The sequence below is a fragment of the Micromonospora inositola genome (assembly GCF_900090285.1).
GTDB classification, from domain to species: domain Bacteria; phylum Actinomycetota; class Actinomycetes; order Mycobacteriales; family Micromonosporaceae; genus Micromonospora; species Micromonospora inositola.
The window spans coordinates 6,483,837-6,503,833 of sequence record NZ_LT607754.1 but is presented as its reverse complement, the minus strand read 5'-3'; the positions used below and the strand labels follow the sequence as shown (position 1 = coordinate 6,503,833).

Sequence of the window (19,997 nt, the reverse complement as noted above, 5' to 3'; positions counted from 1 at the left end):
GACACCTGAGACTCGGATCTTGATGGTCCGGGTTGAGAGGAGTCCTGGAACAGGATGGTGATGAAGCACTACCCGCCGGAGTTCAAGGCCGACGCGGTGGCGTTGTACCGCTCGCGACCGGGCGCGACGATCGCGCAGATCGCCGATGACCTCGGTGTCAACCGGGAGACCTTGCGTAGCAGGGTCCGCCTTGACGACCAGCGGCGCGGGGGCGCGGGGGCCACGCGGGGATCGGCTTCGTCACCGCCTCGGTAAGCGGCTACGTCGGGCAGCAGCTCCCACAGCAGTCGCTCGTCACGGTGGACTACGACGGTGCCCCAGAAGCCCATCCCCGACTCCGATCCAGCTTCTCCCGGCGAAGGCGCCCGTGCGTCAACGTTCGCCGATCATGCCGAACCGGCATCCGCTCATGGCCGCCGACAGAGCTTCACGTCCCATCCAGGCCGCCAGCCGGGCAGGAGGATCGGGGAGCGAGATGGGAGCAGACGGGTGCACTCAACGGCAGTCAACTGCATCCAACGGCACCGAACAGCACTCAATGGCACCCGCGTCCACCTGCGGTTCTGCGTCTCCGCAGGTCAGAGTCGGTGCAGCGTCCTGCTTCACACCGGAGCGCTCAACGGCGCCGAGCGGACTCCAACGGTCCTCAATGTCCGCTGGTAGGGGAGTATCTGCAGGTCACAGCGGTAAGGAGTTCCGACCGGCCGACACCTTGCAGGGTGGGTGCAGATTGGGAGCACCTCGCCGAAGTGGTCACCGCGTCCGAAGTGTTCACCCACACGCGATGGCCGATGGTGCCCTGACCAGCGACGATGCGGGCAGCCTGGCGGTTGTGACCTCCCAGAGAAGACCGAAGTGGTCACACTGCTGTCCCTGCGGAGCCGACTCGCGTCGGCGGCCCGGACGACCGCTTGGGCGGCCGATCAGGGAAGCCGTCGGATCGGTGTCCGTCTTTGCGAGCGGCGGTCTAAGCTTCGGGACGCGTCCCGCGAAATGAGACTTCAATCCCACATGTGCTGCGTTGATCAGGGCTTTCTGCTCGGTGACCTCTTCGGCGGACCCGAAGTGGTCAACGCCCTTATGACGCGGATAGCGGTTGCTGCGCGGCAGGGGTCCCGTGAGTCCGCTCGCGGGGCAGACGGTTCGCCGATCGAATGCAATGATGGCCCGCGATGCAGCGCGGGACCCGCCGCTGCCACGGGGGATCGTCACTGACGGAGAGACTGCCCGCAGCCCGGCGCACGCTGGGCTGCTGGTCTGCCCGTCCGCTTCCTTCGTGCGTCGCTGGGCACTGCCGCGGCGCCTCGTCCCTCCAGGGGGCCGAGGGCCGACGCCCCTCAGGAGGAAGCATGCAGGACAAGCGTTCCGACCGGCGCCATTTGCTCCGGGCTGCGGCGGTCACGGCGGGCGCCGCCGTCGCCGCGCCGGCGCTGGGCGGCATCACGCCCGCCCAGGCCGCCGCTCTCGCGTCCACCGGCGCGATCCCGTGGGTCGGTCCGGCAGGCTCTGGCGCCACGTATGAGGTGGACCCGACCGTCGGCGCCCAGGATGCCATCAACGCTGCGCTGGGCAGCACCAGCCAGCGAGCCGTCTTCGTCGCGCCGGGCACTTACACCGTCAAGGCGCCGGTGATGCTGTACGACAAGCAGGCCCTGATCGGTGCCGGTCCGCTGGTCACGATGCTGCGCGCCGGTTCGGGCTTCAGCGGGTCGGCCCTGGTCTCCACTCCGTCCGGCACCTTCACCGGCTCCCGCCAGTGCGTGACCGACATCGGCCTCGACGCGGCGAACCTGGTGGCCAACGGGATCAACCTCCAGATGAACAGCACGCCGTCCACGTACGGGCCGGATCCGGCGCCGTGGGTGACCCGGGTCTTCGTCACCCGGACCACCGGCGACGGCATCTACCTCGGTGGCACGTATGCCGGCGGGCAGCGCGAGTTCAAGCTGACCGACTGTCGCGTGGAGGACTCGGGCGGCTGGGCCTACAACCTCCAGTCCTCCGATGGCTTCGTCAGCGGCTGCTCGTCGCAGGGCTGCTCGGGCGGCGGCTACCTGATCAGCGGCGGCAACATCAAGGTCTGGGGCAGCAAGGCGTACGGCACCGGCGCCCCGGGGGCGCCGAAGCCAGCGTTCCGACTCGAATCCGCCCGCGCCACGGTCGTGGGCTGCGAGGCCCAGGACACCGTGGGCAACGGATTCGAGATCGTCGCCGCGAACTGCACGGTTTCCGGTTGCACCGCCGACTCCACCGGGGTCGGCAGCACCGGCACCGACGACAACTCGGCGGGCTTCTACGTCGCCACGTCCGCGCTGAGCCTAGAGGGCAGCGCCTTTCAGCGGAGCGGCGGCGGCGCCTCCTGGCTCGTCTCCGGAGCCGGGATGCGGTGCGCGCTGTACCTGGCCAGCGGCGCCGACTACCTCTCGGTGCGGCTGGTCACCGGCGCGGGCCGGGCAGCGCCATTCCAGCGCCTGATCAGCGGCACGGCCGGCACACACTCGTCGGTCTCGGTCCTCGGCTGACAGTAGGATGTGCGAGAGAGTCCTCCCGGCCTGGTCTGACCCTTCGGCTGACCGACTATGGGTCTTCAACGGGATCCGTCGACCGGGCTGGAAGGACTGCTCGTGCACTCACCGGACCGGGTGGTTATGACTTCATAGGGTCTTTGGCCTGGTGTTCTACACCAGGCCAAAGCCGTTTCGTGTCGCCTGCCGTGATCGGTGCTCGCTCGGGGTTCGGGAGTGGCCTGCCCTGGATACACGCGCCGGATCCCCACCACGGCCTCATCGCGCACTTCCCCTTGGGAGCCGCTGCACGCCGTCAAGGTCCTCTTGACGCCGAACGGTGGGCGGGCGCTGGGCCCGCCGACCGAGCACAACGAAACCTCAACCGACGCTGAAGAGGGCGTTGTCCATCTCCCCGCGGAACTGGTCGTTGTTGGTCAGGCCGGGGCCCTTGGCACCAATGTTGACCTTCGCGGTGCTGGTGATGTCCATGGTGGCGCCGGCCCCGGTCTTCACCACCTGGCCGCCGACGATCAGGCTCAGCACGTCACCGCGCCGCTTGCACTGGACGAACGTCCAGCCCTGGTCGGCGATGGCGGCGTCCGCAGTGAGCAGTAGTGAGGTTGCTCCGCTGGCACCAGTGCCGGCGATGCGGCAGCCCGGCGTGCCGTTGTCGAGCTGGAGCTTCCACTGGGCCGGGTCGGCGAAGAAACCCTTCTGCATCAGGTTGGCCCCACTGGTCACCTGGCTCGAGGCGATCTTCACCAGCGCGCTGACCGTGAAGTCCTGGGTACCGGGGTTGAGGTTGGCGGCGTCCGGCACCTGGATTACGGCGCTGCCGGAGGCGGGGAAGGCGATCGCCGGGCTGGCGCCGGTGCCGTTGGGGCGGGTCGCCCGGGAGATGCTGCCCGGGTCGCTCACCGCGATGCACCCCGAGTCGCCGGGGGTGGCGACATCGGCGAAGCAGCCGGACGTCCACGGCCCGGGCTCGACCTGCCCGCTTGGTGTGGCATCGAAGTCGAGCCGCAGCTGCTCGGTTGCTGCATACGCGGGCGCGGTGTCCACCAGCACGGCGGCGGTGAGAGCGGTGACACCCAGGGCGAATGTGGACATAGCGCGACCCATGAAGGTCCTCCGGAGATTGGGCCGCGAGCCCCGGTACGGTCGCAGCGTCCCAACATGATCATCGCGCCTGCGACCGCTGTCAATGTCTGGAAGTGGACGACCTTGTCCGGCAGACCGACGGCGGCTTTCTCGCCTCACGACCCAAGCATTCAGTCACTCTCTGTGAGGAGGCCCTGCTGCGGGCCACCCTGCCGGCGGGGTTCACGCCGCGCGTCGACATCGTGGCGGCCGAGTGGACCGGCAAGCTCGGCTGCGTCGCGGCCGGGTTGGGGGTCGCCTTGGTGCCCGCGCTCGCCGTCCGGGCCACTCCGCCCGACCTCGCCCTGCTCCGCCTGCACCGCGACGACGTCTCGGCCCGGCGGGTCTTCGCCGCCACCGTGGCCGGGCGGAGCCGGCCGCCCGCGGTGCAGCGGTTCCTCGTCCACCTGCGGGACGCGGCAGCCGGGTTGAAGTGACCCGGCCGCGGCCCGGGACGAGTCCGGTCGGGGCGGTGACTACGAGGTCAGTTCGGCGATCCGGTCGATCCACCGGTCGCGTTTGCGCACCACGAACCGGTACTCGGTGCCCGACCGGGTGGTCACCGCCAGCCCGTTCGGTACCAGTCCCATGTTGCGGTAGCGACGCGTGCCGGCGATGTCCGAGAGCGGGATGTCGAGAGGTGCGGTCTGCAGGTTCAGCGCGTGCGCCCGGAATGACAGATATCGATCGGTGAGGGTCAGTCGGCCACCCACGGACTCCGCTCCGCGCCAGAGGTTCGCCATGGCTCGGAGCACCACCTTGTCGTCGCTGGTCATCGACATCCTTCTGGTCGTCGAGCGGTAGCGGAAGCTGAATGATATGGCCCGGCCCGGGTGGTGGTGGGGCGCGGACTGACGGGCCTGCGCAGGGTGGACGCCGGATATCCCGGCGGCATTCGGGACGGGTGTGGCTTGATCAGCTGTAAGCGGGCGATTGGCAGGATCGGCACCTTTCGGCGTTCCGGTACACAAGCGGGCTGTCTGTGATTCAAGTCACATCTGCTGCTCAGTGCTTCACCTTCCGTGATGCGCCCAGGTCGACCGACTTAAAGCATGTCGATTAGTCGATGTAACAAGATCTGGCGTTCGGTGAAGGTGTCTGCAAGGGACAGCGGTGGAACCGGCGCACTCCCTATCGTCCCTGCCACTACTTCTCGGAAGATCGATTGGGTGGGCCGTGAGCCGTCGATGGCGTCGTGGGCTAGCTGGATGGGTGGCGGCTTCCGTGGCCGTCACCGCGATTGCGGTACCGGGGTCGGGTCCTGCTGCGGCAGCCCCGGCGTGTACCGGTGTGGCGGGTTCGGAAGCGGGGGCGTTGGCGCTGGCCGCCTCCTGCGGTGAGCCCGTGGTGGTGGACGGCACGCGCACCGAACTGGCGCAGGTGGTCGCGCAGCCGGACGGCCGCCTGCGGTACGAGGCGTCGGTGGTCCCGCAGCGCACCCGCAAGGCCGGCCGCTGGGCGGACGTCGACCTCGATCTTGCCCGCGACGGGGACGGGTCCTGGCGGCCGTCGGTGTCGGTGGCCGACGTGACGTTCTCCGGCGGCGGCACGGGTCCGCTGGTGACGCTGCGCCGCAGCGGCAGGACGATGACGATGTCGTGGCCGGGTGGACCGCTGCCGGTCCCCACCGTCTCGGGTGACTCGGCCACCTACGCCGACGTGCTCGCCGACGTCGACCTCGTGGTGCGCGCCACGCCGACCGGCTTCACCCATGCGCTGAAGGTCAAGTCGGCGAAGGCGGCGGCGAACCCAGCGGTGCGCGAGGTGCGGTTCGGCCTCGGCGGCGACGCCGCGGTGAGCGCCGGCCCGGACGGCCGGCTGCGCGCGATGGTCGGCAGGAACGTGCTCGCCTCGTCGGAGTCGGCGGTCATGTGGGACTCGCGGACGAGCACGGGAGGCGCCGGGTCGGCGGCCCTGCGGGCGGGGGAGGCCGCCTCGCGGTCCACCGCCGCGGCCGCCGGTGATGCGGCGCGGCTCGCCGCGGTGGCCGTGGAGGTCGCCGGCCGCGATCTCGTGCTGCGCCCGGACGCGAAGCTGCTGAACGCGCCGGACGCCGTGTTCCCGCTCTTCGTCGACCCCGCCTGGTCGGTGTACAAGACGAAGTGGGCGTACGCCACCAACAACGGCTCCTCGAACACCGACTACACCGTGGCGCGGGTCGGCCTGAACCCGGACACCGGAGCGCTGTACCGGTCGTTCTTCGAGTTCCCGACGACCGCGAACGGTGTGTCGCTGAAGGGTAAGCACATCGAGTCGGCGTATGTGCAGATGAACCTGGATCACTCGTGGTCGTGCGGCAGCACGGTCGCCTCCATGTACCTGACGCCGGCGATCAACGCGACGCCGAAGGCCAGCTGGTCGAGCATGAGCCTGTCCAAGTTCCTGGATGACGCGTCGGGTCATGCGAACGAGGCCGGGGGCTGCTCCTCCATCCAGCCCGACATGATCATGAACTTCTCCGGCACGACGGTGACCAGCCAGGTTCAGGCCGCCGCGACCGGTAACTGGAACACGTTCACCGTCGGCTTCACCGCGCGTGCCGCGGACGGGTCGGGTGAGTCGACCCAGGATCGGTGGAAGAAGTTCCACCCGGGCGACGCGAAGCTGATCGTCGACTACGACACCAAGCCCGGTGCGCCCAACGGCCTCCAGGTGGCCCAGGTGGCCTGCCCCACTTCCGGCATCCTGACCGTGGGCACGCTGAGCCCGACCTTCTCGGCGGTGTTCCCGGACGGCGACCCGTCGGACTCGCTGACGGCCTCCTGGGAATGGATCGAGGTGCCCAGCGGCGGCATCAGCACCGTCACCGACACGTACCCGACCCGGAAGACCCCACCGCCGGCCAAGAGCGGCATCAGTCCGAACACCCGGACGACCAGCGCCGCGGTATCGGTCGTCAGCGGCAAGACCTACGCCTTCCGTGCGAGGGGCACCGACAAGAGCCCGTACAACATCACCGGCTCCTGGTCGGTGTGGTGCCAGTTCGCCGCCGACACCACCCGGCCGCCGGTGACGGCCCGGATGGTCACCGTGCCCGCCGGGCCGGGCATGACGGGCCGGGTCCGGATCGAGTCGACGGCGACCGACGTCACCAAGTTCCGGTACGGCTGGGACGCCGCGACGAAGGAGGTGGCGGCCCAGGGCACCAGCCCGAAGTACGCCGAGGTCGACCTGACCGCCCTGAGCTTCGGCACCAATGTGCTCTATGTGAAGGCCATCGACGGCACGTTGAACGAGGGCAACGGGTCGGTCGAGTTCAACGTCCGGCACCCCTCCGGACCGATCGCCAAGTGGGGCCTGGAGACGTACCCGGGCATCAACCAGGCGGCCGCGTTGGCCGACGGTGAACCCGCCCCGGTCAACTCCCCGCTGACCGCGACGAACGTCAGCTGGCCCAGCAACGTACGCATGGTCGGTGGGCAGACCGCCACCTTCAACGGCACCTCGTCGGCGGCGACCACACCAAGCCTGGTGTCCACCACCGGATCGTTCAGCGTGGCCGCCTGGGTGCGGCTGACGGCGATGCCGACCGCCGACACGGTCGCGTTGACCCAGGACGGTACCGACGCCGCCGGGTTCCTGCTGGGTACCCGGATGGTCGGCTCGCCGGCTGTCGCCAAGTGGTCGTTCTCGATGAAGGACAGCTCGGCTCAGTCCAGCACCACGCGGGCCGCGACCAAGAGCATCGCGTCGACGGAACTCGGCCAGTGGATGCACCTGGCGGGCGTCTACGACAAGCCGGCCGGGAAGATCCGCCTCTACGTCAACGGTGAACTCGCCATGGAGTCGGCCGGGCCGAGCACGCCGTGGCAGGCCACCGGTGTCTTCGCGGTGGGGCGCGGCTTCGTCGGCGGGGCTGAGGACAAGTGGTGGAACGGCTCCATCGCCGATGTACAGGCCTTCGATCGGGTGCTGGTGCCGCACGACTTCACCGGCCAGCTCGCCACCGAGCCCGGATCGAGCGGGTTCAACGAGCCCGGCATCGTGTCCCCGGTGCGGGTGGGCGACTGGGACTTCGAGGCGGCGGTGTCCTGCTACACCGCTGACTTCACGGACACCTGCGAGGCGCCGGACTCGGTGACCGCGTGGGGTCGTTGGTTGGCGCTGACCAAGGGCTCCGAGGTGGCTGCGGGGTACGGCGGCGGCCAGGGTCTCTGGTTGGACTACCAGTACTTCCCGGACGACGGTTACAACGAGGCCACGCAGGAGTACGGGCGCAGCGCGATCAAGCTGGACCCCAACGACGACGACGGCAACGGGATCACCGAGTGGCAGGACACGCCGGTGGTGCGCACCGACGATTCGTTCACCATGTCGGCGTGGGTGATGCTGGGCCTGGACGGGATGCGGACTGCGTTGTCCCAGCGGGGTGTGCACGAGAGTGCCGCCTGGTTGAAGTTCAAGTCCGATACCGGCCAGTGGCAGTTCGTTGTCAGTGACGAGGACGTGACGACGACGTCCACGGCGAGTGTGCAGTCCGAGAATCCCGCCGCCAGTGGGGTCTGGACACACCTGGCCGGTGTGTACGACGCCGGCCGCAAGGAGATTCGCCTCTACGTCAACGGCGTCCTGGAAGGCACTCAACCCCTCACCTTCACGCCGATGGCGTCGAACGGGCCGCTGCTGGTGGGCCGCACGTGGTGGCACGACCAAATGGTGGACCAGTGGGTCGGCGGCATCGACGACGTCGCCGTGTTCCAGGGCGCGATGACCGACACCGCCGTCTTCGACTGGTACAACTCGCAGGTTCCGTCCACCCCTGGCACGAACATCCTGGCCGAGGGCGAGAGCCTCACTGCTGGTCAGTATCTGCGGTCGGATGTCGGTAACTACCAACTACTGATGCAGGACGACGGCAACCTCGTGCTCAGCCAGGCGGGCTTCCCGATCTGGGACACCGGGACCTGGGGCAATCCTGGGGCGTACACCCGGTTCCAGACGGACGGAAACGTGGTCGTCTACAGCAGCGATAGCACACCGCTGTGGGACACCAAGACCTGGGCCACAGCGGCGAGCCAACTGGTGCTGCGCGACGACGGCGACCTGGTTCTGCTCGATCCAGGCGGAACGGTCCTCTGGCGCCGGTGACCCGGCGGTAGGCCTTTCTCCTGCTCGGCCCGGCTCCCGCCGGGCCGAGCAGGAGGACCCAACGCAGCCTCAGTCCGGCAACGGCCGGTCGCCTCCTTTCGAATGTTCAAGCTTTGTAGCGGTTGTCGGAGAGGAACAGCTCATGTCGGCACGGTCTGTGCGCGGCCTACGGCGGGTGCGTCGGAGTCTTCTTGGTACGGGTGGTCGGCGGTTGACGCTGGTCGGTTCGGTGGTCGCGTCGTTGGTGCTGTCGCTGGTGCCGTACGTGCCGGCGCAGGCGGCGCCGCCCCGCCGGCCGTCGAAGCCGCCGGCGGAGAAGTTGGACCATGACGGCGGCCCGGTCGCCGCTGGTAAGGCATGGCAGCAGAACCGGGTGAAGTCCGGTCCCACGCAGGCCCCCGAGTGGCCCGCGGCGGCGGCCGCCCGGGTCGACCTCGCTCCGGCCAGAGCGCGTACGGCCAGGAGCCGGGGCGTGCAGGCAGGCTCCCTGCCGGTCTGGGTCGACCGGGGCACCGGCAAGGCCGGCGAGCGGCTCTCCCAGCTCGACGTGAAGATCGTGGACCGGGCAAGCCTCCCGCAGGCATGGCGCGACGGCCTGGTGCTTAAGGTGACCGCCCCGCAGGGCGCACCGACCGGCGTGGCGAAGGTGTCGGTCGACTACGACTCCTTCCGGTACGCCGCAGGCGGCTCGTGGGCGTCGCGCCTGCGATTGTGGCAGGTGCCGGAATGCGCGATGACCACCCCAGCCAGCCCGAGCTGCCGGTCGGTGCCGCTGCGCACCGCCAACGACACCGCCGCAGGGGTCGCCACCGCCGACGTGAGCGTCACGTCCGCCCCCGCCGCAGCGGCGGGATCCGGATCCCTCCTGATGCTGGCCGCCGGGTCTTCCGGATCGGACGGTGATTTCGGCGCGACCGGCCTCGCCCCCTCGTCCACCTGGTCGAGCGGCGGTAGCGCCGGTGACTTCTCGTGGAGCTACCCGCTGCGCATCCCGCCGGCGACCGGCCCGGCCCCGTCGATCGCCCTGAGCTACTCCTCCTCCGCAGTGGATGGTCGGTCGGAGGTCACGAACAACCAGCCGTCGTGGATCGGTGAGGGCTTCGACTACTCGTCCGGCTACATCGAGCGGCGGTACGTGCCCTGCGCGGACGATCTGAAGAACGGGGCGAACAACACCGCGAGCAGCGGGGACCAGTGTTGGCGCTCGGACAACGCGACCATGAGCCTCAACGGGCAGGGCGGTGAACTGGTCTTCCAGGCGGGGAAGGGTTGGCACTCCCGCGCCGAGGACGGGTCGAAGATCGAGAAGCTGACGGGTGCGACCAACGGCGACGCGGGTGACCCGAACTACGGCGATGTCGGCGAGTACTGGAAGGTGACCACCACCGACGGCACCCAGTACTTCTTCGGCCTGCACAACCTGCCGGGCGAGACGACCGGCACGAACTCCACCCTGACGATGCCGGTGTTCGGCAACCACACGGGCGAGCCGTGCCACCAGAGCACCTTCACCGGGTCGGACTGTGTGCAGGCGTGGCGGTGGAACCTCGACTACGTCGTGGACGTGCGCGGCAACACGATGTCGTTCTGGTACGGCAAGGAAACCAACAAGTACGCCCGTAACGCCACCGACTCCGACGACGTGACCTACGACCGGGCCGGATACCTGACCCGTATCGACTACGGCACCTACGACCGGACGCTCGCAACGCACGGCGTCACCGAGCGCAACACCACCCCGTACGCGCAGGTCGTGTTCGACACGGACTTCCGCTGCTTCTCCAACTGCGGCACCGAAGCCGCGCCGGTGACCGCCAACTGGAAAGACACTCCCTGGGATCAGGAGTGCAAAGCGTCGGCGACCTCCTGCCCCCAGCAGTACTCGCCCACGTTCTGGACCGCCAAGCGGCTGAAGAAGGTCACCACGAGGGTGTGGGACACGACCAAGCCGACGCCTGCCTGGCAGGACGTGGAGTCGTGGACGTTGTCGCACACGTTCTCGGCCACGGCGGACTCCACACACGAGGGTCTGTGGCTGGACCGGATCGACCACGCGGGCCTGGTCGACGGCACCATCAACCTGCCGCCGGTGACGTTCGGGGCGGAGTCCCTGCCTAACCGGGTCTACACCGAGCACGGCACCACCGACAACTGGCTGCGGATCTCCAGCATCGTCACCGAGACCGGCGCCCAGATCAAGGTCGACTACTCGCGGCCCGAGTGCACCGCGGCCATCGTCGACACTCTGGCCCCGCACACCAACACGAGGCGCTGCTACCCGGTGAAGGTGCCGGATCCGGCCGACCCGACCGGCCAGGCGCTAATCACCGAGTGGTGGCACAAATACCGGGTCGAGCACGTGGCCGAGGACGACGTGCAGCTCCAGGGCGGGCACCAGTCGCCGACCAAGCACACGTGGTACGAGTACGTCGGCTCCCCGGCGTGGCACTTCGACGACGATGACGGTCTGACCAGGCCCGACCGCAAGACGTGGGGACAGTGGCGCGGCTACGCCCAAGTCAAGACCCGGGTCGGCGACGACGGGAATCCGCAGACCCTGGCCGTCACGACCTTCATGCGCGGTATGCACGGTGACAAGCTCAGCCCGACGGGCGGTACCCGCAACGTGACCGTGCCCGCATCGCTGGGTTCGGAGACCGTGTACGACGAGGACCAGTTCGCCGGCCAGGTCCGGGAGCAGGTCGTCTACAACGGTGTCGACACCAAGCCGGTGTCGAAGACGGTGAACGTGCCGTGGCGATCGAGTGCGACCGCGAGCCGCACGATCAACGGCGATCTCGTGGAGGCGCGGTTCGTCAACACCCAGACGACCTACGGGGCCACCGCACTGGGGGTGGACGGCTCCCGAGGCTGGCGTACCTCGCGAGGAACGACGAGTTTCGACAACACCTACGGCACCTTGAACTGGTCGCAGGACGACGGTGACATCTCGAAGACCGGTGACGAGAAGTGCGTCACCTACACCTACAACCGTAACCTCGGCAAGAACCTCACGCAGTTGGTCAAGCAGACAACGACCACCGCCCTGGCCTGCGGCACGAGCCCAACCAGCGCCGATGACGTCATCTCCGACGCCCGGACCTACTACGACGACGCGACGAGCGTCGACGCCACACCGAAGTTCGGCTCCACCACCAAGACCGAGCAGCTCAAGGACTGGATCGCCGGCACCGGCACGGTGTGGCAGACGACCTCCCAGGCCACCTACGACTACGCCGGCCGGCAACAAACCTCGACCGACATCAAGGGCAACGTCACCACCACCGCGTACACCCCGGCTGTGGGTGGACCGGTCACCAAGGTGACCAGCACCAACCAGCTGAGCTGGCAGTCCGTGGTGGAGTCGAACCCCTACTGGGGCTCGGCCACGAAGGCCACCGACCCCAACGGCAAGATCACCTCAGAGGTGGACTACGACGCGCTCGGCCGCGTCGTGAAGGTGTGGACGCAGGGCTGGACCAGAGCAGCCAACCCGACCCAACCGTCGGCCCAGTACGCCTACACGTTCGCCCCGAACCGGGACAACTACCCGTACGTCACGACGCAGAGCTTGAACCCGGACGGCAACTACCTCACCTCGTACCAGATTCTCGACGGGCTGCTGCGTCCGCGGCAGACCCAGTCGCTGTCCGCAGGAGGCAGCGGCGATCGGGTGGTCACCGACACCATCTACGACGAGTACGGGCGCGCCGCGGCCAGCTACGGCGTCCACGCCGAGCTGGGGGCGCCGTCCGGCGCGCTGTGGTGGGAACCGGAGTGGTCCCTGCCCGCCGTGTCCAAGGTCGTCTTCGACCAGGCGTCCCGGCCCACGAACGGCATCCTCCTCGCCGGTGACAACATCACGAACCTGGTCGAGAAGTCGCGTACGGTCACCAGCTACGAAGGCGACCTGACCAAGGTCACCCCGCCGGACGGCGGCACGCCCACCACCACGGTCACCGACATCGAGGGCCGCACCGTCGCGCTGCGGCAGCACACCACGACCTCCGGCGTCAACGGCGCCTACCTGGAGACCACCTACGCCTTCAACCGCAAGGGCCAGCCGACGAAGACCACCGACTCGGCCGGCAACGAGTGGGTCAACGAGTACGACGTCAAGGGCCGCCTCTGGCGGACCACCGACCCGGACAAGGGCACCACGACCAGCACCTTCTACGACGACGACGCGTTGCAGAAGACCGTCGACGCCCGCGGTGAGACGCTGTGGTACGTCTACGACCAGCTCGGTCGCAAGACCCAGCTCCGCGACGACTCGGCAACCGGCCGCCTGCGTGCCGAGTGGAAGTACGACACCCTCTACAGCGGGCAGGGCGGGTTCAAGGGCCAGCTGACCCAGTCCATCCGCTACGAGTACGACTCGGCCGGCACGGCGAGCGCCTACAAGTGGCAGGTCCGCAACTTCAACGAGCGCTACCAACCCAGGGGCGTCAACTACGTGATCCCGCCGGTCGAGACCGGCCTCAACGCCACCTACATCTACGCCTACGAGTACTCCCAGTTCACTGGAGCGCCGACGTCGATCTCGTACCCGGCCGGCGGCGGCCTGGTCACCGAGCAACTGACCACTGACTACGACGCCACGACCGGTATGCCGGTCCGGTTGGACACCAGCCTGACCGGCTCCGCGGGCACCATCGCGACCGCCACCTACACCGCCTACGGCGAGCGCAAGAGCTCGATCTACCAGGTTCCTGGCAGCAGCAACTTCGCCCAGGACATCGTCTACCGGGACGAGGCGACCCGCCGGGTCGACCGGGTCACCGTCGAGCGCTCGACGGTCGACGGCACGGTCGCGGACCGGAACTACGACTACAAGGCGGCCGGCAGCATCAAGTCGATCGCCGACACCCCCGAGGTCGGTCAGGCGGACGTCCAGTGTTTCCGCGACGACGCCCTGGGGCGCCTGAAGACCGCGTGGACCCCGAAGACCGGGGTTTCCTGCGACACCGATCCCATCCTCGAAAACCTGGGCGGGCCGGCACCCTACTGGCAGGACTGGACCGTCGACGACACCGGTACCCGGCGTATCGAAACCAGCCACACCAGCAGCGGAGAAACCACCCGCAACTACCTCGTGCCGGACGGCGGCCAGAATGTCGTGCGGCCGCACGCCGTCACCCAGATGAGCACTGACGCCCCCGGGCAGCCGACGGTGGTCGCCAAGTACGAGTACGACGCGACCGGCAACACCACCTGCCGACCGTCGGGCACCACCGCGAACGACTGCGGCACCGCAAAGACGGGCAGCCAGACGCTGACCTGGGACGCCGAAGGTGAACTCGCCACCGTCAGCAACGCCGGGAACGCCATCGAGACCAACATCTACGACGCCGACGGTGTCCGGCTCATCCGCCGCGACGTCAGCGGCACCACCCTCTACCTGCCCGGGCAGGAGATCCGCCGGGAAGGCACGGTCAACACCGGCACCCGCTACTACAACTTCGCGGGCGTCACCTGCGCCAGCCGCAAGGCGGGCTCGGCGGCCACCGACCTGACCTGGCTGTACGACGACCACCAGGGCACCCAACAGATCGCCATCAACGCCGGCACCCAGAACATGACCATCCGCCGGCAAACCCCCTATGGAGGGTCCCGGGACTCGAACACCGCCTGGGTCAACGGCAAGGGCTTCGTCGGCGGCGACGTCGACCCCACCAACCTCGTCAACATCGGTGCCCGGCAGTACGACCAGGTGCTCGGACGGTTCATCTCCGTGGACCCGGTCATGGACCTGTCCGACCCCCAGCAGTGGAACGCCTACTCGTACGCCAACAACTCACCCATCACGCTGAGCGACCCCACCGGCCGCAACCCCTTCGACGCGCAGTGGGACGGCCCGCCGCCGTCGAAACACTCCCAGCAGAACATGGAGAACGCCTACGGCACTCCCGAATACAACTCCTCCACCCGGCCACCGTCGCCCGAGGACATCGTCGCCGCTCAGCAGGCCCACCAGCGCCAGGAGGCCGAGCACAAGCAGCGCGAATGCCAGGCCAGCTTCTGGTGCCGCCACGCCGGAGCGGTCGGCGCGGTCGCCGGAATCGCCGTCGGTGTCATCGTGGGTGGAGCCTGTACGGCTGCCAGCTTCGGCGTTGGTGCCGTCGGATGTGCGGCAATCGGCGGGTTCCTCGGCGGAGCAGTCGGCTCCCTCACCACCAATCTGCTCGACGCCGACGAGGAAAGCGGGTGGCAACTGACCGGCGAGGCCCTGGTGGGTGGACTGTTCGGAGCAGCACTCGGTGCAGGTGGTGCCCTTCTCGGCGCTGCAGCCTTCGGCGCCGGAGTAGCGATCACATCGGGGATGGGGCTGAAGGCTGCTGGCCAGATGGCGATGGCGGGAATGCGCTCCAGCCTCGCGGGTACCGGCGGTGGCATCGGAGCTCTCCGAAATGGGGCTAACGATACATATCTCGGACGTCGGTTGATGGGGCGCCCGATGGAGCCATGGCGCGGCAACCGTGCTCTGCACCGTCAGCTCGGAGGTAGATCTCCGGAACCTAACGCGACCGTTCGAGACCTCCTTGATATGACGCCAGGAAATGGATCCATCTCCTACAAGGCAGCCAGTGCGGGAGGCCGTTCGGACGCGGACCTTATGGCCTCTGTCTTCAGCCCGCGGGACGGACAGTACATCGCGACGTGGGCGGGTCGGCCAGGTGTGATAGGACAAGGTAACCACAGGGCCATGCAGTTGATCGAGCGCGCGGGGAACCCGAACAACAGGGAAATTCAGTGGGATACTCGAATATTTATTCACCACGTGGGGTAGTGATGAAGATAACAAGAAGGTCTAGCCGTTTTAGATGGCCAAAGATCGAGGTTTACGGTTTTCGCTCCCGTGGCGATATAAAGCTCCTCTCAGTGCAGGAATTGGAGCGGCTTACAGCTCTGGCCACCGCCAATCCGAAATGGAGCGCCAATGGTCGCCCTGAATGGCTCCAGAAGCAGCGAAATCAGATAAAGACCTTGGTGCTAACGGTCTTCGGCTCAGAGGGACGGTCCGTTTACCGATGTCTGGTCATGGCCATCCTCGACGATAAGTCCAAATGCAACTTCACCCTCGATGTTTCCGTCGACGACTTTGACCGTCTGCCGGATGCGCCACTGGAAGAGGTCGTTGCTCTGGCCCACAGGTACCTTGCCGGCTTCCCACCACTCGAGCTCGACCCAGCCCAGAAGGAGTCGTGGCGTCGGTCGATGAAAAGTTCCGATGGCTAAGCTCTTGAGCGTGCATTCAAAACCCGGTGCCCATGCTCGCTAGATGTACTGCCCAGGGAGGTTGGTTGAGTCGCGTGACGACACGGTCTGAATCTGCGTGATGACGAAGGCCTCCGGGTATGGAGTGGAGCTGCCGAGAACCGCTCCGCCAACCTGGAGGCCTTTGTGTCACACGCTGACGCCGCCTTGACTCTTCGCGCACGTCCTCGCCCGGCGCGCCTGATCGTGGATGAGGGGAGCCGGTCGCTCGCACCGCGGAGCGCGCTATGAGGGCTCTACGAAGTTAGCGGGGGCTGAGGTGCCCCCTGGCTCGGCGAGTGGTGGCGCAGCGGGTGCGTAATCGCTGGTTGGCGGGGTTGCGGAAGCCGTAGGCGTCGCGGGCGACGGTTTTGATGACCCGGTTGGTGCCTTCGGAGCCGGCGTTGGTGATGCCGGTGTGGATGAATGCCAGGATTTCTGGCCACCAGGTTTCGACCGTGGTGGCGAGTCGTTCCAGCTCGGGCAGGCCGGATTGGGCGCATCGGTGGTAGAACCGGAATAGCAGATCGGCGATGTCTTCGCGGTTGGGGTGGGTGCGGGCCAGGGCGAGTAGATCGAGCAGGTCCTCCTTGGCGTTCCAGGCGGCCAGGATCGGCGTGCCGATGCGTGGGGGCAGGTCCTTGAGTTCTCCTTCCAGGTCGGCGACGTGGTCGCCGTGCATTCGGGATGCGTTGCGGGTCAACCGGTTCCGTAGTTCCCATTCCCGGTTGCCCTTGCGCCCTCGCCGGCCGCGGACCTGTACGGTGACCCGCCGGCGGATCTCGGTGACGGTCTGATTGGCCAACTGCACGATGTGGAAGTGGTCGGCGACCAGGACAGCGCCCGGCAGGGCTTGACGCACCGCCGACTTGAAGATGGTGCACATGTCGATGGCCACGAAGCGTACCGCGTCGCGCCACGCCTGGGTGCGCTCGGCCAGCCAGTCGCAGACGACCGCAGCGTTGCGGCCTTCGACCTGACCGAGCAGGCCCTGCCCGCCGGACAGATCCACAAATCCGACGTGCCACCGGTCGACGGTCGTCTGCCACGTCCCGGTGGTCTCGTCCCACACCCATTTCGGACGGCCCCGGCGGATCTCGTCGATGCCCAGTACCTGCACCGGGTCGGGCTGGGCGGGCAGCACCGCTGCGGCGTGGGTGGCGAACGCCGCCGCTGCCACCGGCCAGGACACATGGTGGTCCCGCGCGGACTGCACGATCGTGCGACCGCCGTCAGCGATTGCCGCACCGGCCGAGGTCCGCAAGCGCAACGTGAGCCGCTTACGCGCCGGAACCTGCGCGACCGTCTCGGTGAACGACTTGCGTGGACAGCCCGATTCGTCGCAGCGCCACCGGTGCTTGCGCCACACCAGCCGCGGGTGGCGTCCGCCCACCGCGAGGTCTCGTGGCCGGGTCACCCGCCAGCCTTTCGACCGACGTGCGCGGGTACCGCAGTGCGGACACCGGCGGGCCTGATCGTCGGCGGTGACCAGATACACCACCGGCCCATCCGGCCCATCCTCAACCCTGGTGACCGCCAGACCTGCCAGGCCCAGCAACCGGGACGTATCCTCGTTCATGCCCGTGGCTCTTCTGTTGTGACCAGCTTGCTTCGACAACAAGATGGTCATGGAGAGTCACGGGTATCTCAACAGGACAGTCCGCTCCGGACGACCACAACGGACGATCGAACCCCTATCGACCCGAATAGCCTTGAGTCAACGGATGAGCGATGGCCGTCCGCGAGGACTGCGGCTGCCCGCGGTCTGGATTACGGTCGCAGGCATGATTCCCGGCATACACATCGTGTTCGACTGCGCCGATCCGGACCGGCTGGCTCGTTTCTGGATGGTGGCGCTACCTGGCTACGACTTCCCGCACGGCCCTCCGGACGGCTTCGCCGCATGGGAGCAGTGGGCGGATGCGAACGAGGTCCCCCAGGAGCAGCGCAACGCCGGCCGGACCCTGGTTGACAAGCAGGGCCACCGACCAGACATCTTCTTCCTCCGAGTTCCGGAGGGGAAAGCCGCTGAACCAAGAACCGGTCGCCGAATGCATATCGATGTCATGCCGACCGACGGGACACGCGATGAGGAGGTCGTGCGGCTGAAGGGCTCGGGCGCGACCCGAGTACGAGGATCATCGCAAGCCCCAACGGCCCCGGTTGGGTGACCAGGGCCGACCCGGAGGGCAACCTGTTCTGCGTCGAGCGCAGTCAGAAGCATCATGGCCCACGTCAATCGTCCCGCTGATCTAGGGTGACCTGGTGCCTTCGAAACCCGTGACAACCGTCCTGTTCGACTTCGCTTGGACCCTGTTCGCCAGAGACCCCAACCGCTGGGTCGGCAGCGCGGCGGCCTTAGTCGGCCGGGAGGTGGCCGTCGGTGAGGCGCAGCGCATCGCCGCGGATTTCGCTGAGTTGTTGCGGACAACGGCTACGGACCCTGCTCACATCGCCCGGGACTTGGACCCACAGGTGTGGGACCGGGCGATTCTGGCTGTCCTGCAGCAAATCCGTGGGGTGGACCTGCCGTTTGCGCGAGCCCTGCACGAAACGCACGCCGAAGCACTCGAGCCGTACGCGGACACGTCATCCACTCTCGCCGCCCTGAGCGCCCGCGATATTCGCCTTGGCGTGGTCAGTAACGTCGGCTGGGACATTCGCAAATGCTTTGCGAGGCACGGGCTTGACCGCTACATCGATGCATTCATACTTTCCTACGAGGTCGGCTTCGTCAAACCCGATGTACGGATCTGGCGCACCGCACTCGACGCCCTGGCGGCACAGCCAGATCGAACGCTGATGGTCGGTGACCATCCCAGCGGCGACGGCGGTTCCGTGACCGCCGGGGTACCGGCCCTGGTACTGCCGATGGTGAGTTCGCCAGCCCAGCTTCGCGGATTCGATCACGTGCTGACGTTGGCCGGAATTTGAAGCTGGTTCGGTTCTTGGTTTGTCGAGGTTGCCCTATGCACTTCGGGAAAGATGTCCGATTCTTCCAGTATGAAGTCGAATCGAAGATCACAAAGAACCGAGTCCACCTCGACGTGAAGGCCGGCGGCCCGCCACCGGACGCCGAGCGCCGGGCACGGATCGAGGCGGTCGGGAACCGGCTGATGGCTGCTGGTGGGTCCATCTACCGGCGGGTTGACAATGAGGAGGGCTTCTGGCTCGTCATGCAGGACCCGGAGGGCAACGAGTTCTGCGTTAACTGATCCGAAAGCCACACCACGAACGATCACCGCATGGCACGGACATCCTCACACCGCGTCCGAAGCTGGCGGCCGCGAAACTCGTCCCCCACCAAGTTCGTAGAGCCGCTATGAGGTGTTCTGGCCGACGGCGAAGTGCCGGGCAGTGCGGTTCTGGCATGGTACACGCCGGACAAGCACGCGCCCCAGCGGCGGCATGGCCGCTACGGGTGGCGCGGCGGGGCCTCCGACCAGACGGGGTAGACGCGGCTGAGCACGCTTTTCAAGATCACGCCAGTGAAACGGAGCCTATCGGCACCGACGGCGTAGCCGGCCCGATTGTCGGTACTACCAATGCCTTCTGGGGCCGCCCTGCCGTCACCCTTGGCGGAATGCCCGCTCTCAGGGCGGGCAGGTGCCAATACGCTCTGTCAATCTCCTGGAACCGTGGAGGGTTGTTTAAGCTGCCTGGGCCCGGCGGGCTTCGGCGACGAAGTGTTCGTAGTCGATGGGTGACATGCCGTCGCAGGCGCTGTGACGTCTGCGGGTGTTGTAGAAGCCGACGATCCAGGTGACGATCTTGAGTCGGGCCTCGGCGCGGGTGTGGAACCGCTGCCGGTGGATGTACTCGACCTTGATGGTGGAGTTGAACGCCTCGGCGGCGGCGTTGTCCAGGGCGCAGCCGACGCGACCCATCGACTGCAGGATGCCCAACCGCCGGCACGCCTTGGTGTATTCGGCGGCGGTGTATTCGGCGAATTCAACCGGTCGTCGCAACACCTCGATCGTGCGGGAGGATGTTGTGGCGCAAGGA

Annotated in this window: 13 protein-coding genes; 9 read left to right on the top strand and 4 right to left on the bottom strand. The window is 67.5% G+C overall.

The features are described 5' to 3' along the window. Positions 1 to 54: 54 nt before the first annotated feature. Together GA0070613_RS34580 and GA0070613_RS30830 are read left to right on the top strand one after the other, a co-directional pair. Complete coding sequence (locus GA0070613_RS34580; RefSeq protein ID WP_089015490.1) at positions 55 to 255, top strand: transposase; 201 nt, start codon at positions 55 to 57, stop codon at positions 253 to 255. Positions 256 to 1,349: 1,094 nt separating this feature from the next. Next, a complete protein-coding gene (locus tag GA0070613_RS30830) occupies positions 1,350 to 2,522 on the top strand; it encodes a glycosyl hydrolase family 28-related protein (RefSeq protein ID WP_157746603.1) in 1,173 nt (390 codons plus the stop codon). 363 nt (positions 2,523 to 2,885) lie between these two features. Here GA0070613_RS30830 and GA0070613_RS30825 read toward each other — a convergent pair whose 3' ends face one another. Continuing rightward, positions 2,886 to 3,617: a LamG-like jellyroll fold domain-containing protein gene (locus tag GA0070613_RS30825; protein WP_157746602.1), complete on the bottom strand. Its 732-nt coding sequence runs from the start codon at positions 3,615 to 3,617 to the stop codon at positions 2,886 to 2,888. Between the two features lie 104 nt (positions 3,618 to 3,721). On the opposite strand from GA0070613_RS30825, the gene GA0070613_RS30820 reads away from it, so the two are divergent. Beyond that, positions 3,722 to 4,084 (top strand): LysR substrate-binding domain-containing protein, encoded by a 363-nt coding sequence (locus GA0070613_RS30820; RefSeq protein WP_231929592.1) that lies wholly within the window; start codon positions 3,722 to 3,724, stop codon positions 4,082 to 4,084. A 39-nt stretch (positions 4,085 to 4,123) separates the two neighbouring features. Here the strand turns inward: GA0070613_RS30820 and GA0070613_RS30815 are convergent, their stop codons facing one another. Next, the gene (locus GA0070613_RS30815) at positions 4,124 to 4,423 is read right to left on the bottom strand and encodes a GRAM domain-containing protein (protein WP_197699017.1); all 300 of its coding nucleotides are present in this window, start codon (positions 4,421 to 4,423) and stop codon (positions 4,124 to 4,126) included. Positions 4,424 to 4,823: 400 nt separating this feature from the next. On the opposite strand from GA0070613_RS30815, the gene GA0070613_RS30810 reads away from it, so the two are divergent. The 3 genes from GA0070613_RS30810 to GA0070613_RS32550 all read left to right on the top strand — a co-directional run bounded on the left by GA0070613_RS30810 (position 4,824) and on the right by GA0070613_RS32550 (position 15,974). Then, positions 4,824 to 8,735 (top strand): LamG-like jellyroll fold domain-containing protein, encoded by a 3,912-nt coding sequence (locus GA0070613_RS30810; protein ID WP_408631024.1) that lies wholly within the window; start codon positions 4,824 to 4,826, stop codon positions 8,733 to 8,735. Between the two features lie 211 nt (positions 8,736 to 8,946). Continuing rightward, positions 8,947 to 15,525 carry an RHS repeat-associated core domain-containing protein gene (locus GA0070613_RS30805; RefSeq protein WP_408630968.1) on the top strand — a complete coding sequence of 2,193 codons (6,579 nt, stop codon included), beginning with the start codon at positions 8,947 to 8,949 and terminating at the stop codon, positions 15,523 to 15,525. A gap of 92 nt (positions 15,526 to 15,617) precedes the next feature. Continuing rightward, positions 15,618 to 15,974 (top strand): hypothetical protein, encoded by a 357-nt coding sequence (locus GA0070613_RS32550; RefSeq protein WP_157746601.1) that lies wholly within the window; start codon positions 15,618 to 15,620, stop codon positions 15,972 to 15,974. Between the two features lie 283 nt (positions 15,975 to 16,257). On the opposite strand, the gene GA0070613_RS30795 is transcribed toward GA0070613_RS32550, so the two are convergent. Continuing rightward, positions 16,258 to 17,571, bottom strand: a complete 1,314-nt coding sequence (locus GA0070613_RS30795; protein ID WP_089015482.1) for an ISL3 family transposase — start codon at positions 17,569 to 17,571, stop codon at positions 16,258 to 16,260. A 145-nt stretch (positions 17,572 to 17,716) separates the two neighbouring features. Here GA0070613_RS30795 and GA0070613_RS32545 point away from each other — a divergent pair, with 145 nt between their 5' ends. From GA0070613_RS32545 to GA0070613_RS30785, 3 genes are all read left to right on the top strand, one after another. Then, positions 17,717 to 18,163, top strand: a complete 447-nt coding sequence (locus tag GA0070613_RS32545) for a VOC family protein (RefSeq protein WP_157746600.1) — start codon at positions 17,717 to 17,719, stop codon at positions 18,161 to 18,163. A gap of 94 nt (positions 18,164 to 18,257) precedes the next feature. Beyond that, positions 18,258 to 18,926, top strand: a complete 669-nt coding sequence (locus GA0070613_RS30790) for an HAD family hydrolase (RefSeq protein WP_089015481.1) — start codon at positions 18,258 to 18,260, stop codon at positions 18,924 to 18,926. 35 nt (positions 18,927 to 18,961) lie between these two features. Continuing rightward, complete coding sequence (locus GA0070613_RS30785; protein ID WP_089015480.1) at positions 18,962 to 19,207, top strand: VOC family protein; 246 nt, start codon at positions 18,962 to 18,964, stop codon at positions 19,205 to 19,207. A gap of 435 nt (positions 19,208 to 19,642) precedes the next feature. On the opposite strand, the gene GA0070613_RS30780 is transcribed toward GA0070613_RS30785, so the two are convergent. Beyond that, on the bottom strand, positions 19,643 to 19,960 hold the full coding sequence (locus GA0070613_RS30780; RefSeq protein ID WP_157746599.1) for an integrase core domain-containing protein: 318 nt from the start codon (positions 19,958 to 19,960) through the stop codon (positions 19,643 to 19,645). Positions 19,961 to 19,997 lie beyond the last annotated feature (37 nt).

Coding starts and splice junctions, on each gene's coding strand:
- GA0070613_RS30815 (WP_197699017.1), bottom strand. CDS start 4,423: ATGACCAGCGACGACAAGGTGGTGCTCCGAGCCATGGCGAACCTCTGG.
- GA0070613_RS32545 (WP_157746600.1), top strand. CDS start 17,717: ATGAGCGATGGCCGTCCGCGAGGACTGCGGCTGCCCGCGGTCTGGATT.
- GA0070613_RS30830 (WP_157746603.1), top strand. CDS start 1,350: ATGCAGGACAAGCGTTCCGACCGGCGCCATTTGCTCCGGGCTGCGGCG.
- GA0070613_RS34580 (WP_089015490.1), top strand. CDS start 55: ATGGTGATGAAGCACTACCCGCCGGAGTTCAAGGCCGACGCGGTGGCG.
- GA0070613_RS30825 (WP_157746602.1), bottom strand. CDS start 3,617: ATGTCCACATTCGCCCTGGGTGTCACCGCTCTCACCGCCGCCGTGCTG.
- GA0070613_RS30795 (WP_089015482.1), bottom strand. CDS start 17,571: ATGAACGAGGATACGTCCCGGTTGCTGGGCCTGGCAGGTCTGGCGGTC.
- GA0070613_RS30785 (WP_089015480.1), top strand. CDS start 18,962: ATGCACTTCGGGAAAGATGTCCGATTCTTCCAGTATGAAGTCGAATCG.